The 16047-nt window shown below is 70.4% G+C and carries 13 protein-coding genes; 8 read left to right on the top strand and 5 right to left on the bottom strand.

Features of this window, described 5'->3' with window-relative positions; all coding sequences use genetic code 11:
* Nucleotides 1-274: 274 nt before the first annotated feature.
* Together CKO43_RS08205 and CKO43_RS08200 are read right to left on the bottom strand one after the other, a co-directional pair.
* Nucleotides 275-1117, bottom strand: coding sequence for an alpha/beta fold hydrolase (locus CKO43_RS08205; protein WP_200378368.1), 843 nt, complete (start codon nt 1115-1117; stop codon nt 275-277).
* Complete coding sequence (locus CKO43_RS08200; RefSeq protein WP_200378367.1) at nt 1114-2412, bottom strand: O-acetylhomoserine aminocarboxypropyltransferase; 1299 nt, start codon at nt 2410-2412, stop codon at nt 1114-1116. Before CKO43_RS08200 ends, CKO43_RS08205 begins: the two co-directional genes overlap by 4 nt.
* Before the next feature lie 52 nt (nt 2413-2464).
* Here CKO43_RS08200 and CKO43_RS08195 point away from each other — a divergent pair, with 52 nt between their 5' ends.
* The 8 genes from CKO43_RS08195 to CKO43_RS08160 all read left to right on the top strand — a co-directional run bounded on the left by CKO43_RS08195 (nt 2465) and on the right by CKO43_RS08160 (nt 13126).
* A complete protein-coding gene (locus tag CKO43_RS08195) occupies nt 2465-2923 on the top strand; it encodes a CBS domain-containing protein (RefSeq protein ID WP_200378366.1) in 459 nt (152 codons plus the stop codon).
* Nucleotides 2924-2979: 56 nt separating this feature from the next.
* A complete protein-coding gene (gene aroC, locus CKO43_RS08190; protein WP_200378365.1) occupies nt 2980-4089 on the top strand; it encodes a chorismate synthase in 1110 nt (369 codons plus the stop codon).
* A complete protein-coding gene (locus CKO43_RS08185) occupies nt 4086-5288 on the top strand; it encodes an MFS transporter (RefSeq protein ID WP_200378364.1) in 1203 nt (400 codons plus the stop codon). Before aroC ends, CKO43_RS08185 begins: the two co-directional genes overlap by 4 nt.
* 62 nt (nt 5289-5350) lie before the next feature.
* On the top strand, nt 5351-7750 hold the full coding sequence (locus tag CKO43_RS08180; RefSeq protein WP_200378363.1) for a putative bifunctional diguanylate cyclase/phosphodiesterase: 2400 nt from the start codon (nt 5351-5353) through the stop codon (nt 7748-7750).
* Between the two features lie 160 nt (nt 7751-7910).
* Nucleotides 7911-9077, top strand: coding sequence for an efflux RND transporter periplasmic adaptor subunit (locus CKO43_RS08175; RefSeq protein ID WP_207184936.1), 1167 nt, complete (start codon nt 7911-7913; stop codon nt 9075-9077).
* A 3-nt stretch (nt 9078-9080) separates the two neighbouring features.
* The gene (locus CKO43_RS08170; RefSeq protein ID WP_200227602.1) at nt 9081-12302 is read left to right on the top strand and encodes an efflux RND transporter permease subunit; all 3222 of its coding nucleotides are present in this window, start codon (nt 9081-9083) and stop codon (nt 12300-12302) included.
* A gap of 154 nt (nt 12303-12456) precedes the next feature.
* Nucleotides 12457-12840: a type II toxin-antitoxin system RelE/ParE family toxin gene (locus CKO43_RS08165; protein ID WP_200378362.1), complete on the top strand. Its 384-nt coding sequence runs from the start codon at nt 12457-12459 to the stop codon at nt 12838-12840.
* Nucleotides 12824-13126: a helix-turn-helix domain-containing protein gene (locus CKO43_RS08160; protein ID WP_200227600.1), complete on the top strand. Its 303-nt coding sequence runs from the start codon at nt 12824-12826 to the stop codon at nt 13124-13126. The genes CKO43_RS08165 and CKO43_RS08160 overlap by 17 nt, the downstream gene beginning before the upstream one ends.
* 67 nt (nt 13127-13193) lie before the next feature.
* On the opposite strand, the gene CKO43_RS08155 is transcribed toward CKO43_RS08160, so the two are convergent.
* The 3 genes from CKO43_RS08155 to CKO43_RS08145 are packed head-to-tail and all read right to left on the bottom strand — an operon-like array spanning nt 13194 to nt 15990.
* Nucleotides 13194-14258, bottom strand: a complete 1065-nt coding sequence (locus tag CKO43_RS08155; RefSeq protein WP_200378361.1) for an ABC transporter ATP-binding protein — start codon at nt 14256-14258, stop codon at nt 13194-13196.
* A gap of 2 nt (nt 14259-14260) precedes the next feature.
* Nucleotides 14261-15115, bottom strand: a complete 855-nt coding sequence (locus CKO43_RS08150; protein WP_200227597.1) for a carbohydrate ABC transporter permease — start codon at nt 15113-15115, stop codon at nt 14261-14263.
* A complete protein-coding gene (locus CKO43_RS08145; protein WP_200227594.1) occupies nt 15112-15990 on the bottom strand; it encodes a carbohydrate ABC transporter permease in 879 nt (292 codons plus the stop codon). The genes CKO43_RS08150 and CKO43_RS08145 overlap by 4 nt, the downstream gene beginning before the upstream one ends.
* Nucleotides 15991-16047 lie beyond the last annotated feature (57 nt).

Raw genomic sequence — 16047 nt, 5'->3', positions numbered from 1 at the left:
CCATGCCTAAAATGACCGTCCATCCTCAAAATGGATGGCTTGGGGCCCGCGGCGTCGCCGCGGGCCCCAAGCCATCCATTTTGAGGATGGACGGTCATTTTAGGCATGGCGGCGCTGCGGTCCGGGGCGCGTGTCGCGGCGGCGGCCACCCAGCCCCCACGCCGGCCCTCTCCCGCAAGCGGGAGAGGGTGGAAGTCCGTTCGGGGCGGGAGCGCCGGCCCGGGAGGGCGGCGCTCTGTTCGCGGCCGGAAGGATCAGTCGACGCAGGAGCCGATCAATCGAGCAGCGCACGCAGCGCCGCAAGCACGCCGTCGGGTGCCTCGGCCATCAGCGAGTGGCCGGCCGGCAGCGTCGTCACACGCGCGTTCAGCGCCGCGGCCAGTTCGCGCGCGGCCTTGGGCGGCGTCATCGTGTCCTTGGCGCCGACGACGACGGCCACAGGGCAGCGCAGCGCCGACGTGGCTCCCTCTCCCGCCGCGCGGGAGAGGGCGGGGGGTGAGGGCTGCCCCCGCCCATACGCGTCGCAGATCGCGAAGTCGTGCGCGAACAGGTTCAGCCCCTGGGCTTCGGCCTGGCCTTGCAGCCGGCGCATCAGCGCGCGCTGGGCGCCGTGCAGCCAGGCACCGGGCGCCGGGTACGACGGTTTGGCCGCGATCGTCGACAGCGAGTAGCTGTTGACCAGGTCGATCGCCGCCAGCGGGCTCTCGCGTGCGGTCGCCAGCAGCGCCGGGCTGACCTTCATCGGGAACGCGGTGCCGATCAGGCCCAGCTGCGTGCTGCGCCCGGGCGCACGCGCCGCGGCCTCGAGTGCGATCAGCGAGCCCAGGCTGTGGCCGACGAAGGCCGCACGTTCGACGCCGGCAGCGTCCAGCAGCGCCAGCATCGTGTCGGCTGCGGCTTCGACACTGGCCGGCGGCGGGCCCTCGCTGCGGCCGTGGCCCGGCAGGTCGACCGCCAGCACCGAACGCCCGTGGTGCGCGAACCAGCGCGCCAGCAGTGTCCAGACGCTGTGGTCGTTGAGCGCGCCGTGCACGAAGACGACGCAGGGCAGGGCGGGGTCGAACTCGACACCGCCGGTGTAGGCGTACAGCGCGTGGCCGTGGACGGGAATCTTCATGCCGCACGCTCCGCCGCCTTCAGCGCGCGTTTCAGGTCCTCGATCAGGTCGGCCGGGTCTTCCAGCCCGATCGACAGCCGCACCGTGCCGGGGCGGATGCCGGCTGCGGCCAGCGCCGCGTCGTCCATGCGGAAATGCGTCGTCGACGCCGGGTGGATGACGAGCGAGCGGCAGTCGCCGACGTTGGCCAGGTGCGAGAAGATCTGCAACGCCTCGATGAAGGCCTGGCCCTGGCGGCGGCTGCCGCGCAGGTCGACGCTGAACACCGAGCCGCAGCCGCGCGGCAGCAGGCGTTTGGCGAGTTCGTGGCTCGGGTGGCCCGGCAGCTCCGGGTGGCGCACCCCTTCGACGAAAGGCTGGCCGGCCAGGAACTCGGCGACGCGGCGTGCGTTGTCCACGTGGCGCGCCATGCGCAGCGGCAGCGTCTCCAGCCCCTGCAGCACCAGCCAGGCGGTGTGCGGGCTCATGCAGGCGCCGAAGTCGCGCAGGCCTTCGCGGCGTGCGCGCAGCAGGAAGGCCGCGACCGTGCTCTCTTCGCTGAACACCATGCCGTGAAAGCCGGCGTAGGGCTCGGTCAGCTCGGGGAAACGCCCCGAGGCATCCCAGTCGAAGCTGCCGCCGTCGACGAGCACGCCGCCGATCACGGTGCCGTGGCCCGACAGGAACTTGGTCGCCGAATGGAAGACGAGGTCGGCGCCGTGGTCGAACGGCTTGATCAGCCAGGGCGTCGTGAAGGTCGAGTCCACCAGCAGCGGCAGCCCGGCGTCGTGCGCGACGGCGGCCACCGCCGGGATGTCGAGCACCTCCAGCCCCGGGTTGCCCAGCGTCTCGCCGAACAGCAGCCGGGTGTCGGGCCGGATCGCGGCGCGCCAGGCGTCGAGGTCGCCGGGATCGACGAAGCTCGTCTCGATGCCGAAACGCGGCAGCGTGTAAGCCAGCAGGTTGTGCGAGCCGCCGTAGAGCGCACGCGAGGCGACGAGGTGGCAACCTGCGCCGGCGATCGTCGTGATCGCCAGGTGCAGCGCGGCCTGGCCGCTGGCGGTGGCGATGGCGCCGACGCCGCCTTCCAGTGCCGCCATGCGCTCCTCGAACACCGCCGTCGTCGGGTTGCTGATGCGGCTGTAGACGTGGCCCGAGCGTTCCTGGTCGAAGAGCGCGGCGGCGCCTTCGGCGCTGTCGAAGACGAAGCTCGTCGTCAGGTGGATGGGCACCGCGCGTGCCCCGGTGGCGGGGTCGGGCGCGGCCCCGGCGTGCAGCGCCAGGGTGTCGAATCCGGGGTCTGACGGACCGGGCATCGTTGACCTTCCACGGGGCAGGAGGGCGCCGATTGTGGGCTATATTGACCGCATGAAAGTCACCGACATCCTGCGCGTCAAGGGCAACACGACGTACACGGTTTCGCCGGACCAGCTGCTGGCCGACGCGATGAAATCGATGTCGGAGTTCGACGTCGGCTCGCTGGTGGTGATGGAGCACGGCGACCTGGTCGGCATGCTGACCTTCCGCGAGGTCATCAACGCCGTCGTCGCCAACGGCGGTGTCGGCACGCGCCACGTGCGCTCGGTGATGGACGACGCACCGCTGACCTGCACGCCCGAGACCAACCTCGACGAGGTGCGCCGCATGATGCTGCTGCGCCACGCGCGCTACATGCCGGTGCTGGACCACGGCACGCTGATGGGCGTGATCTCGTTCTACGACGTCGCCAAGTCGGTGGTCGACGCGCAGGACTTCGAGAACCGCATGCTGAAGGCCTACATCAAGGACTGGCCCGAGGAAGACGCGACCGCCCGGCCGACGGCCTGAGGCCGGCCGCACCGGGGCCGCCGCATAGAATCCGCTGCCCCCAACGCAGCGTTCCCATGTCCGGCAGCACCCTCGGCGAACTCTTTCGCGTCACCAATTTCGGCGAGAGCCACGGCCCGGCGATCGGCTGCGTCATCGACGGCTGCCCGCCCGGCATGGCGCTGTCCGAGGCCGACATCCAGCCCGAGCTCGACCGCCGCCGCCCCGGCACCAGCCGCCACGTCACGCAGCGCCAGGAAGCCGACCGGGTGCAGATCCTGTCCGGCGTCTACGAGGGTCTGACCACCGGCACGCCGATCGCGCTGCTGATCCAGAACACCGACCAGCGCAGCAAGGATTACGGCAACCTGCTGGACACCTTCCGCCCCGGCCACGCCGACTACGCCTACTGGCGCAAGTACGGCCTGCGCGACCCGCGTGGCGGCGGGCGTTCGTCGGCGCGGCTGACGGCGCCGACCGTCGCCGCCGGCGCCGTCGCACGCAAGTGGCTGCAGGAGCGCCACGGCTGCAGCTTCACCGGCTGGATGAGCGCACTCGGCGAGATCGAGATCCCGTTCGAAGGCGAAGAGCACATCGCCGGCAACGACTTCTTCGCCGCCAATGCCAGCGACATCCCGCGCCTGGAAGCGTTCATGGACGCGCTGCGCAAGGCCGGCGACTCCTGCGGCGCACGCATCGAGGTGCGTGCCCGCGGCGTGCCCGCCGGCCTGGGCGAGCCGCTGTACGACCGCCTGGATGCGGACATCGCGCACGCGATGATGGGCCTGAACGCGGTCAAGGGCGTCGAGATCGGCGCCGGTTTCGCCTGCGTCGCCCAGCGCGGCAGCGAACACGGCGACGAGCTGACGCCCGAAGGTTTCGCCGGCAACCACGCCGGCGGCGTGCTCGGCGGCATCTCGACCGGGCAGGAACTGGTGGTGCGCCTGGCGATCAAGCCGACGAGTTCGATCCGCATCCCGCGCGCCTCGATCGACCGCGCCGGCCAGCCGACGACGGTCGAGACCCACGGCCGCCACGATCCCTGCGTCGGCATCCGCGCGACGCCGATCGCCGAGGCGCTGCTGGCGCTGGTGGTGATGGAACACGTGCTGCGCCAGCGTGCGCAGTGCGGCGACGTCGAGCTGCCGCTGCCGGCCATCCCGGGCGCGCGCCCCGCCGGCGTTTGACTCCCGGCCTCCCGGCCCGGCCGGCGGCGGGCACCGGCGCCTTCGGCGCGATCTGGTTCGTCTACTTCGCCGGCATCGCGCTCTTCAACCCCTACGCGCCGCTGTGGTTCAAGGAGCTGGGTTTTTCGACCCTGCTGATCGGCGCGGTGGCCTCGCTGCAGAGCTGGACGCGTGTCGTCGCGCCCTATGGCTGGGGCTGGCTCGCCGACCACGGCGGGCGGCGGGTGCGGCTGATCCGCATCGCCGCCGCGGCGGCACTGCTGGCCGCGCTCGGCTTCCTGGTGGTGCGCGGCGAGTGGGCGGTGGCCGCCTGCACCACGCTGCTGTTCCTGGCCAACGGCGCGATCGTGCCGCTGTGCGAAGCCGCGCTGGCGGCGCGGCTGACCGGCGCCAGCGGCTTCGACTCGCGCCGTTACGGCCGCGTGCGGGTCTGGGGCTCGCTCGGTTTCGTCGTCTCGGTGCTCGCCGCCGGCGCGCTGCTGCAGCGCCTGGGCATCGGCCTGTTCCCGCTGCTGCTTGGCGCGCTCTACGCGGCGCTGCTGGTGGTGGTGCTGCGCCTGCCCGAAGGCACCCCGGAGGCGGCGGCCCGGGCCGCGCCACCGGCCATCCTGCCGGTGCTGCGCCGCCCTGCGGTGGCCTGGTTCTTCGTCTCGGTGGCGCTGACGGTGCTGGCGCACACCGCGCTCTACGTCTTCTTCTCGCTGCTGCTGGACGAGCGCGGTTATGCGAAGTCGGCCGTCGGCGCGCTCTGGGCGGTGTCGATCGTCGTCGAGATCGTCTTCTTCTGGTTCCAGGGGCACGCGCTGGGCCGCTTCGACCCGCATCGCTGGTTGTGCTGGGCGGGGCTCGCGGCAGCGCTGCGTTTCGCGATGACGGCGGCGGCCGAGGGGCACACCGGGCTGCTGATCGCGGCGCAGCTGCTGCACGCCTTGAGCTTCGCCGCCCACCACGCGGCGAGCATCGTGCTGGTGAGCCGCCACTTCCCCGGGGCCCTGCGCACCCGCGGCCAGGCGCTGTATTCGGTGCTGGGTTACGGCGTACCGGGTGTGCTCGGCGGCCTGGCCGGCGGCTGGATCGCCGAACACCACGGCCTGACGACGGTGTTCTGGGTCGCGGCCCTGGCCGGCCTGGGCGGCTCGATAGCCGCGCTGCAGGCACAACGAAATGAGTTTTGCGTCTCAAGGGACGCTTCAGCCTGAGGCTAAACGGCCGATATCCGGGACGGCGCAGCCCGCGCCGCCGATTCGTAAGCCCCGCCACGATGCTTTCCACGTCGACGACGCCCGTCAGTGTCGACCGCGCGCATCTGCGCATCCGCTACGCGCTGCTGTTCACCTTCGTCTCGCTGGTGGCCTTGGCAGCGTTCCAGGTCTGGTACAACGGCCGGCTCGAGCGTGTACGTGCGCTCGACGCCGATCTCGTCGGCGTCGCCGGCACCCAGCGCATCTTCTCGCAGCAGGCCGGGCGCTTCGCGGCACTGGCCGAAAGCGGCGAGCTGCGGTCCAAGGCCGACACCGAGCTGCTGTCCGAGGCGATCGAAAATTCGCGCAGCGACGCGCTGCTGGTGCAGAACCTGCTGAACGCGCAGCGTTCGTTGTCGGGCGGCGCCGACCCGGCCGTCGACGCGGCGCTGGCGCGCTGGCAGAGCGCCCGCGAACGCCTCTGGTACCGCGCCGACTCGATGATGTGGCACCTGGACCGGGGCGACAGCGCCAGCGTCCAGGTCGCGGCGAACGCGGTGCAGGCCGAGGTCGAACCGACGCTCGCCGCCGCCGATCTGCTCTACCAGCGGCTGCAGGAGGCGGCCCGCACCCGCAGCTCGCACCAGGTGCGCATGCTGCAGTGGGGTGTCGGCCTGACGCTGCTGGTGCTGGCGGCGGTGCTGCTGCTGGTGGCCGTGCCGACCGCGCGCGCGCTGCGTGGCCAGCTCCAGCGCCTGTCAGCGCAGACGCGTGAACTGCAGCGCCTGGCGATGATCGTCTCGCGCACCGACAACGTCGTCGTCGTCAGCGGCCTGGACAGCCGCATCGAGTGGGTCAACGACGCCTTCGTCCGCCTCACGGGCTGGTCGCTGGAAGACGTGCGAGGCCGCCCGATCGACGCCGCGCTGTTCAGCAAGGGCAACGACCCGAGCGACGTCGCCCCGTTCTACGAGGCGCTGCTGGCGCGCAAGGGCGCGCGTTTCGAGGTGCTGACGCTGCGCAAGCGCTCGCCCGATGCCTGGTTCGAGGTCGACATGCAGCCGCTGCTCGACGAAGAGGGTTTGCACTGCGGCTTCGTCTCGCTGGCCAGCGACGTCACCAGCCGACACGAGCTCGCCGAGCGCCTGCGCGTCGCCGCCAGCACCGACGCGCTGACCGGGCTGCCCAACCGCGCCGCGGCGATCCGCCGCCTGGAACGTGCGATCGCCCATGCGCACCGGCACCCGGGCTACGGCTTCGCGGTGCTGTTCATGGACTTCGACCGCTTCAAGCAGATCAACGACACCCTCGGCCACAGCGAGGGCGATGAACTGCTCAAGCAGATGGCGCTGCGCATCGAGGCCGCGCTGCGCCCCGGCGACGCCGTCGCCCGCCTGGACCGCGAGCACACCGCGGCGCGCCTGGGCGGCGACGAGTTCGTCGTCGTGCTCGACGGTGTCGCCCGTGTCGAGGACGCGCGTGCGATCACCGACCGCCTGCTGTGCGACCTGGCCGAGCCCTACACGATCAACTGGCGCTCGGTGCAGTCGACGGTCAGCATCGGCGTCGTCGTCGCCGGCGACGATGCACGCACGCCCGACGACCTGCTGCGCGACGCCGACACCGCGATGTACGAGGCCAAACGTGCCGGCCGCGACTGCTGCATGGTGTTCGACCCGGCGATGCACGAACGCGTCGCGCAGCAGCTGGAGATCGAGAACGACCTGCGCCGCGCGCTGCGCGAGCGCGAGCTCTTCGTCGTCTACCAGCCCATCGTCGCCTTGCCCGGCGGGCGCGCCACTGGCGTCGAGGCGCTGGTGCGCTGGCGCCACCCGACACGCGGCGTCGTCACGCCGGGCGAGTTCATCGCTGTCGCCGAGGAAGTGGGGCTGATCGACGCGATCGGCGAGTTCGTGCTGCGCACCGCCTGCGCCTGCTTCGCCGACTGGCGCACACGGCTGGGGCCGCGCGCGCCGCGCCAGCTCAACGTCAACCTGTCGCGCGCCCAGCTGCGCTCGTCCGGGCTGGTCGAGCTGGTCGCGTCGGTGCTGGCCGAAAACGGCCTGGCGCCGGCGATGCTGCAGCTGGAGGTCACCGAGACGCTGGCGGCGCAGGACGAGGTCGTGCGCGGCACGCTGCGCCAGCTCAAGCAGATCGGCGTGCGCCTGGCGCTCGACGACTTCGGCACCGGCTACTCCTCGCTCGCCTGCCTGCACCTGCTGCCTGTGGACACGGTGAAGATCGACCGCAGCTTCATCGCCCACGCCGAGAGCATCGAGTACCACCGCGTGCTGATCGAGGCGACGATCCGCGTCGCCCAGTCGCTTGACATGGTCACCGTCGCCGAAGGCATCGAGACCGCCGGCCAGGCGGCGCTGATGACGCGGCTGCGCTGCGACCACGGCCAGGGCTGGCTCTACGGCCGGCCGCAGGAAGCCGCCGACCTGGAGCGGCGCATCAACGAGTCGGCGCGGGCCTGAGGCGGCAGCGGCTGCAGTTCGTCGCCCGCCGCCACCGTCCGTCGGCGTCCAGCGCAGCTGATGCTGCGCCCCCCACGCTTCGTCGCAGGGGTACCAGGGGGATCGAACGGCTTCTTACACTCGCCCCGCTGCCCCCGAGAGGGTGGCCAGGAGGCTTTGCATGAGAACGAGAATCTGGGTGTCGGCAGCCGTCGCGCTGGCACTGGCTGCGGGTGGCGCCGCGATCTGGATGAAGGGTGCCGGCAACGGCCGCGCCGCCGGCGCCCCGGCCGGGCCGCCGCCGCTGGAGTTCGCCGCCCGCGAGGTGACGAAGCCGCTGCGCAGCGCGCTGCCCGAACGCATCGAGTTCTCGGGCCCGCTGGTTGCGCCGCAGACCGCCATCGTGCGCGCCAAGGCCGCCGGCACGCTGCTGACGCTGGACGTCGCCGAAGGCAGCCGCGTCAAGGCCGGGCAGGTGCTGGGGCGCCTGGACCTGAGCGAGCTCGCCAGCCGCGTCGCCGAACGCGACGCCCAGCTCGCCGCCGCCAAGGCGACGCTGGTGCAGGCGCAGCGCACGCACGAGTCCAACGAACGCCTGGCGCAGCAGAAGTTCATCTCGCCGATCGCGCTCGAGAACTCGCGCGCTGCGCTCGACACCGCTCGCGGTGCTTACGACGCCGCCGCCGCCGCGCGCGACACCGTGCGCACGACGATGCACGAGGCGGCGCTGATCGCGCCGATCTCGGGCATCGTCGCCAAGCGCCACGCGGTGCCGGGCGAGAAGCTCGCTGCCGAGCAGCAGCTGCTGACCGTGGTCGACATCCGCGAGCTCGAGCTCGCCGGCAGCGTCGGCACGCACGAGGTCGGCAAGCTGGTGCCCGGCATGACGGCCGAAGTGCGCGTCGAAGGTCTGGCCGAAGCCTTCACCGGCCGCCTCGCGCGCATCGCCCCGGCGGCCGAGGCCGGCACGCGTTCGATCGGCGTCACGATCACGCTCGCCAACCCGGGCGAGCGCCTGCGCGCCGGACAGTACGCGGTCGCCGCGGTGACGCTGAAGGATGCCGGCGAACGCCTGACGCTGCCGGCCGACGCGATCGCGCGGCTGGGCGGACAGGACCTGGTCTGGCTGATCGAGAACGGCGTGCTCGCGCGGCGCGCAGTCAAGCTTGGCCGCCGCGACGAGGCCCGCGGCCGGGTCGAGCTGCTCGGCGGCGTGCCCGACGACGCGACCGTGCTCGCCGCACGCTTCGACAACCTGCGCGAAGGCGCCAAGGCGCGTGTGGCCTCGGCCGGCGGCAGCGCGGCCGTGGCTTCGGCTGCGGCCTCGGCCCCGGCGCGGGTGGAGTGAGCCATGTGGATCACCCGCGTCGCGATCCACAACCCCGTCTTCGCGACCATGGTCATGGTCGCGCTGTGCGTGCTCGGGCTGTTCTCGTACGCCAAGCTCGGCGTCGAGCAGATGCCCGACATCGCGCTGCCGGGCGCCTACATCGAGGTCTCCTACCCGAGCGCTTCGCCCGAGGCGGTCGAGCGTGAGATCACCAAACCGCTGGAGGAATCGGTCAACGGCATCGCCGGCGTCAAGCGCCTGACCTCGCGCAGTTTCGAGGGCCGCAGCCAGACCAGCGTCGAGTTCACGCTCGACACCGACATGGGCCGCGCGATGCAGGACGTGCGCGACCGCGTCTCCGCCGCCCAGGCGCGTTTCCCCGACGACGCCAAGCCGCCGCTGATCAGCCGCTTCGACAGCGAGAACTCGGAGCCGGTCGTGACGCTGGCGCTGATCTCGGACACCCGCAGCCAGCGTGAACTGTCGATCCTGGGCGACCAGATCATCAGCCGCCGGCTGCAGCGTGTCGAAGGTGTCGCGCGTGTCGACGTCAGCGGCCTGGCGCTGCGCGAGGTGCGCATCGACCTCGACCCCGAGCGCCTGCGCGCCTACGCGGTGACGCCGGCCGAGATCGCCAAGGCGCTGGACGAGGCCAACGCCGACGAGCCGGTCGGCCTGCTCAGCAACGACAAGGCCGACGCCATCCTGCGTGTCGAAGGCCGGGTGCGTGACCCGCGCCAGTTCGAGCAGGTCATCGTCGCCCACCGCAACGGCCTGCCGCTGCGCCTGGGCGACCTGGGCCGGCTGGTCGAGCGCGAGCGTGAACCCGACTCGATGGCGCGCCTGAACGGCCGCACCGCGATCAACTTCAACGTCTTCAAGCAGCAGGACGCGAACATCGTCGCCACCGGCGAATCGGTGAAGAAGGCGATGGACGAACTCGGCCGCACGCTGCCGCCGGACACCAAGCTGGAGCTGGTCTACGCCGCCAGCGACTGGGTCAAGGGCTCGCTCACCGGCCTGCGCCACACGCTGATCGAAGGCGCGCTGCTGACGGTGGCCATCGTCTTCCTCTTCCTGCATTCGTGGCGCAGCACCGTGATCACCGGGCTGACGCTGCCGATCGCGGTGATCTCCAGCTTCATCGCCGTGCAGGCCTTCGGCTTCACGCTGAACTTCATGACGATGATGGCGCTGTCGCTGTGCATCGGCCTGCTGATCGACGACGCCATCGTCGTGCGCGAGAACATCGTGCGCCACGTGCACATGGGCAAGGACCACCGCACCGCGGCCGACGAAGGCACGCGCGAGATCGGGCTGGCGGTGATGGCGACCACCTTCGCGATCTGCGCGGTGTTCGTGCCGGTGGCCTTCATGGGCGGGATCATCGGCAAGTTCTTCTATCCGTTCGGCATCACCGTCGTCGTCGCGGTGCTGGTGAGCCTGTTCGTCAGCTTCACGCTCGACCCGATGCTCTCCAGCGTCTGGCACGACCCGCCGTCGGCGCGCCTGGCGCGGCTGCCGGTGATCGGCGCCGCGCTGCGTGGCGTCGACCGCGGCATGGACCTGCTGCACACCGTCTACGAGCGCCTGCTGCACTGGGCATTCGGTCCGAAACGTTGGCGGCTCTTCGGGCTGCCGGCCTTCGGCCGCCCGTTCGCCGCCGACGGCCGGCGCGACAAGAGTGCAGCCCGGCGCTGGCGCTGGGCGACGCTGACGCCGCGTGGCCTGGTGATGGCCGCCGGCGGCGCCAGCTTCGTCGTCGCGCTGCTGCTGGCGCCGCTGGTGGGCTCGGAGTTCGTGCCGCAGACCGACCAGGGTTTCACGCAGCTGGCGGTGCGCATGCCGGTGGGCTCGAGCCTGGAGCGCAGCGACGCCAAGGTGCGCCAGGTCGAGGAGATCGTCTCGTCGTTCCCCGAGGTCAAGACGGTGGCTACCAGTGTCGGCGGCCAGGGCACGGGGCTGTCGACCGGGCGCAACCAGGCCTCGCTGAACATCGGCCTCGTCGACCGGCGCGAACGCTCGCGTTCGCAAAAGCAGATCGAGGACGCGATCCGCGAACGCATCGCGGTGATCCCGGGCATCGAGACCTCGGTCGGCTTCGACCGCCCGATCTACGTCGCCATCCTCGGCAACGACCCCGAGGGCCTGGCGCGTGTCGCCAGCGAGTTCGCCGAGAAGGTGAAGAAGATCCCGGGCATCACCGACGTCGAACTCTCGGTCAAGCCGGGCGTGCCGGCCTACGCGGTGCGGCTGCTGCCGGCGGCGGTGCGCGAACTCGGGCTCACGGCGCCGCAGCTGGCCTCCAGCCTGCGCGCCTACGTCAACGGCGAGGCCGCGACCTACTGGACCACGCCCGACGGCGAGCAGGTCGAGGTGCTGCTGCGCCTGCCGCAGGCCTCGCGCGAGCAGCTCGACCAGATGCGCAAGCTGCCGGTGGCCTTCGCCAAGGACGGCACGCCGATCCCGCTGGACGCGGTCGCGGCGATCGAGCCGGTGGTGAACCCGGAAGTGATCCGGCGCCAGAACCTGCAGCGTCGCGAGGCGATCTTCGCCGGCGTCAAGGGCCGTCCCACCGGCGACGTCGGCTCCGACGTGCAGAAGCTGATCGCCGAGACGACGCTGCCGCCGGGCTTCACCTTCGACGTCGGCGGCCAGACGCAGGAGCAGAACGAGGCCTTCCAGGGCATGCTGGGCGCGATGGCGCTGGCGGTGATCTTCATCTACATCGTGCTTGCCAGCCAGTTCGGCAGCTTCGTGCAGCCGGTGGCGATCATGGCCTCGCTGCCGCTGTCGCTGATCGGCGTGATGCTGGCGCTGCTGGTCTCGGGCTCGACGCTCAACGTCTTCTCGATGATCGGCCTGGTGATGCTGATGGGCCTGGTGACGAAGAACGCGATCCTGCTGGTCGACTTCGCCAACCACGCGCGCCGCGACGGCGCCAGCGTGCCCGACGCGCTGCTGCAGGCGGGCCTGACACGCATGCGGCCGATCGTGATGACGACCGCGGCCATGGTCTTCGGCATGCTGCCGCTGGCCCTGGCGCTGAACGACGGCGGCGAGATCCAGGCGCCGATGGGGCGCGCGATCATCGGCGGCGTCATCACCTCGACGCTGCTGACGCTGGTCGTCGTGCCGGTGCTCTACAGCTACCTGGTGCGCGAGCGCAAGCCGAAGCCGGCACCGGCGGTCGAACCGGGCGGCGGGGTGCTGCCGGCGGGGGCGAGCGCGGACCGCGACTGAGTCAAGAAGGCCGCCCGAGGGCGGCCTTCTTCTTGGGGCCTGGTGGTCCGGTCCACATGGCGCATGCTGGCCCTGGCAACGCGATGTCCGGCGTCGTCGGACAGAACGGAGCCAGCAGAAGACTACCCGTAGCGGGTATGATTTCGAGGCTGCAATGCCCCAGATCTTCAAGCGCAGGGACTTCGCGCGGTGGCAAGCGGGAGAGAAGCTGACCGATGCAGCCTTGTGCAAGGCCGTGCAGGAAATGGAGAACGGGCTGATCGACGCCGACCTGGGCGGCGGTCTCTACAAGAAGCGTTTGGCTCGCCAGGGCGCGGGCAAGAGCAGCGGCTGCCGGACGCTGCTGTCGGCTCGTATCGGCGGGCGCTACGTGTTTCTGCATGGGTTCTCCAAGAGCGACAAGGCGAACATCACGCAGGACGAGAAGGCGGCGCTGCAGTTTGCCGGCAGGGTGTTCCTGGAACTGTCTGCCCAAGCCTTGTCGACAGCTCTGCAAACGGGCGTGCTGCTGGAGGTGCATGGTGAGCAAGATCATTGAATCCCTGCGTGGCGACCTGGCTGCGCTCCATGAAGCGGGAGCGATAGCCAAGGTCACGATGCGCGAGTTCGAAACGATCTGCCCACCACCCGTGAGGCAGTTCGACGCCGTCGACATCAGGCGCCTGCGTGAAGCCTTGAACTTCAGCCAGCCGGTTTTTGCGCTCCACCTGCACACCACGGCTTCGACGGTGCGCAAATGGGAGCAAGGGGAGACACGCCCGGCCGGCCCAGCGCTCAAACTGCTGAACCTCATCGCGGATAAGGGCCTGCAGGCCATCATCTGATGCTGCAAACCGCCCGGGCGCCGCTTCTGCGCTCTGACGGCCGCCGCTGTCCGGAAGTGCCTGCCTCTCAGCCGATCCGCTTGCCGCTCGCCGCGTCGAACAGATGCGCGTGTTCGGCCGCCCAGTGCAGCTGCACCGCCTCGCCGACACGGCCCTCGGCGCTGCCGGGCAGGCGCGCGGTCAGCTTGCCGGCGGTGGTGGCCGCGGTGATGTAGGTCTCGGGGCCGGTGGGCTCGACGATGACGAGTTCGCCCGGCAGGCCCGCGGCGCCCAGGCACAGGTTCTCGGGCCGCAGGCCGTAGATCACCTCGCCGCTGCCGCCAGCCAGCGCCTGGCGCTGCGCGGCGGTGAGCGGCAGCGCGAAACCGCCCGCCGTCAGGCCGCCGTCGGCGCTGCGCTGGGCGACGACCATGTTCATCGCCGGCGAGCCGATGAACTCGGCGACGAAACGGGTCGCCGGCCGGGTGTAGATCTCGTGCGGCGAGCCCAGTTGCTGCACCTCGCCGTCCTTCATCACCGCGATGTGGTCGCCCAGCGTCATCGCCTCGACCTGGTCGTGGGTGACGTAGACCGTGGTCGTTTTGGTGCGCAGGTGCAGCAGCTTGATCTCGGCGCGCATCTCGACGCGCAGCTTGGCGTCGAGGTTGGACAGCGGCTCGTCGAACAGGAAGAGCTTGGGGTCGCGCGCCAGCGCCCGGCCCATCGCCACACGCTGGCGCTGGCCGCCCGACAGCGCGCCGGGCTTGCGGTCCAGCAGGTGGTCGATCTGCAGCATCTTCGCGACCCGCTGCACCGCGGCCTCGCGCTCGGCCTTGGGCACCTTGCGCATCTCGAGCGCGAACGCGATGTTCTGGCGCACGTTCATGTTCGGGTAGAGCGCGTAGCTCTGGAACACCATCGCGATGTCGCGGTCCTTGCTGGGCACGTCGGTGACGTCGCGGCCGTCGATGTGGATGCGGCCCGAGCTCGGCGCATCCAGCCCGGCGATCATGTTCAGCAGCGTGCTCTTGCCGCAGCCCGAGGGGCCGACCAGGATCAGGAAGTCGCCGGCCTCGACCTCGATGTCTATGCCTTTCAGGATTTCGGTCTTGCCGAAGGCCTTGCGGACCGAACGAATGGAGAGTGCACCCATCGTCAGCCCTTGACCGCGCCGGCGGTGAGGCCGCGCACGAAGTACTTGCCCGCGACGACGTAGACGAAGAGGGTGGGGAGGGCCGCGATCAGTGCCGCGGCCATGTCGACGTTGTATTCCTTCACGCTGCTGGAGGTGTTGGCGAGGTTGTTGAGGCCGACGGTGACAGGCTTGCTGTCGGCGCCGGAGAAGACGACGCCGTAGAGGAAGTCGTTCCAGATGTTGGTGAACTGCCAGATCAGCGTCACGACCAGGATGGGCGTGGACAGCGGCAGCACGATGCGCGTGAAGATGCGCCAGAAGCCGGCGCCGTCGAGCATTGCCGCCTTGATCAGCTCGTCGGGAAGGCCGACGTAGTAGTTGCGGAAGAACAGCGTCGTGCTCGGGATGCCGGCCAGCACGTGCACCAGGATCAGCCCCCAGATCGAGCTGGCGATGCCCAGCCAGCCGAGCACCTGGCTCATCGGCAGCAGCACCACCTGCATCGGCATGAAGACGCCGAAGAGCATCAGCGCGAACATGGTCTCGCTGCCGCGGAAGCGCCACTTCGACAGCACGTAGCCGTTGACCGAGCCGAGCGCGGTCGACACCAGCACCGCCGGCACGACCATCAGCACCGAGTTCATGAAGAAGGGCTTCAGGCCGCCGCAGTCGGTGCCGGTGCAGGCGCTGCTCCAGGCACGCGCCCAGGCTTCCAGGCTGGGGCTCGTCGGCAGCGACAGCAGGCTGCCTTCGCGCACCTGCGCCATGTCCTTCAGCGAGGTCGTGAGCATCACGTAAAGCGGCGTCAGGAACCAGGCCGCGAACAGCAGCAGGACCGCCCACAGCAGGGCGCGTTGCATCGCGTGGCGGCTCATCGTTTGGCCCTCAGTTCGCTGTAGAGGTAGGGCACGACGATGGCCGCGATCATCGTCAGCATCACCGTCGCGCTGGCCGCGCCCAGGCCGATCTGGCCGCGCGAGAAGGCCATCGCGTACATGAAGGTCGCCGGCAGGTCGGTGGCGAAGCCGGGGCCGCCGGCGGTCAGCGCCATCACCAGGTCGAAGCTCTTGATCGCCAGGTGGCTGACGACCATCAGCGTGCTGAAGAACACGGGCCTCAGCGTCGGGATCACGATGCGCCAGTAGATGAGCGGCAGGCTCGCGCCGTCGACCTGGGCCGCCTTGATGATCGAATCGTCGATGCCGCGCAGCCCGGCCAGGAACAGCGCCATCACGAAGCCCGAGGCCTGCCAGACGCCGGCGATGGCGACGCAGTAGATCGCCTTCTCGGGGTCGACGAGCCAGTCGAAGCTGAAGCTCTCGAAGCCCCATTGCTGCACCAGGTGCTCGATGCCGAGGCCCGGGTTCAGGATCCACTTCCAGGCGGTGCCGGTGACGATGAACGAGATCGCCATCGGATACAGGTAGATCGTGCGCAGCAGGCCTTCGGCGCGGATCTTCTGGTCCAGCAGGATGGCCAGCAGCAGGCCCAGGGCCATCGCGCCGCCGATGAACAGCGTGCCGAAGATGCCCATGTTGACGAGCGCGACGTGGAAGCGCTCGTTGTCGAAGAGCCGCGTGTACTGCTCGATGCCGACGAACTCGTAGTTCGGCAGCAGGCGCGAGGCCGACAGCGACAGATACCCGTTCCAGGCCATCAGCCCGTAGATGAACAGGAACGAAAGAACGAAGGACGGCGCGACGACCAGCTTGGGCAGCCAGCGTGCGCCCGCGGGCGAGGAAGACAGCATGGATGCGGTACGGCAGACGCGCCGCGTCCCGCTGGCGGGGAACGCGGCGCGTCGGTT

This window comes from Rubrivivax gelatinosus, from assembly GCF_016583785.1.
Classification (GTDB): Bacteria; Pseudomonadota; Gammaproteobacteria; order Burkholderiales; family Burkholderiaceae_C; genus Rubrivivax; species Rubrivivax gelatinosus_B.
Note: the sequence above shows the minus strand (reverse complement) of the source record. Positions and strands in the feature narration are given on the sequence as shown.

Coding starts and splice junctions, on each gene's coding strand:
- CKO43_RS08205 (WP_200378368.1), bottom strand. CDS start 1,117: ATGAAGATTCCCGTCCACGGCCACGCGCTGTACGCCTACACCGGCGGT.
- CKO43_RS08200 (WP_200378367.1), bottom strand. CDS start 2,412: ATGCCCGGTCCGTCAGACCCCGGATTCGACACCCTGGCGCTGCACGCC.
- CKO43_RS08195 (WP_200378366.1), top strand. CDS start 2,465: ATGAAAGTCACCGACATCCTGCGCGTCAAGGGCAACACGACGTACACG.
- aroC (WP_200378365.1), top strand. CDS start 2,980: ATGTCCGGCAGCACCCTCGGCGAACTCTTTCGCGTCACCAATTTCGGC.
- CKO43_RS08180 (WP_200378363.1), top strand. CDS start 5,351: ATGCTTTCCACGTCGACGACGCCCGTCAGTGTCGACCGCGCGCATCTG.
- CKO43_RS08175 (WP_207184936.1), top strand. CDS start 7,911: ATGAGAACGAGAATCTGGGTGTCGGCAGCCGTCGCGCTGGCACTGGCT.
- CKO43_RS08170 (WP_200227602.1), top strand. CDS start 9,081: ATGTGGATCACCCGCGTCGCGATCCACAACCCCGTCTTCGCGACCATG.
- CKO43_RS08165 (WP_200378362.1), top strand. CDS start 12,457: ATGCCCCAGATCTTCAAGCGCAGGGACTTCGCGCGGTGGCAAGCGGGA.
- CKO43_RS08155 (WP_200378361.1), bottom strand. CDS start 14,258: ATGGGTGCACTCTCCATTCGTTCGGTCCGCAAGGCCTTCGGCAAGACC.
- CKO43_RS08150 (WP_200227597.1), bottom strand. CDS start 15,115: ATGAGCCGCCACGCGATGCAACGCGCCCTGCTGTGGGCGGTCCTGCTG.
- CKO43_RS08145 (WP_200227594.1), bottom strand. CDS start 15,990: ATGCTGTCTTCCTCGCCCGCGGGCGCACGCTGGCTGCCCAAGCTGGTC.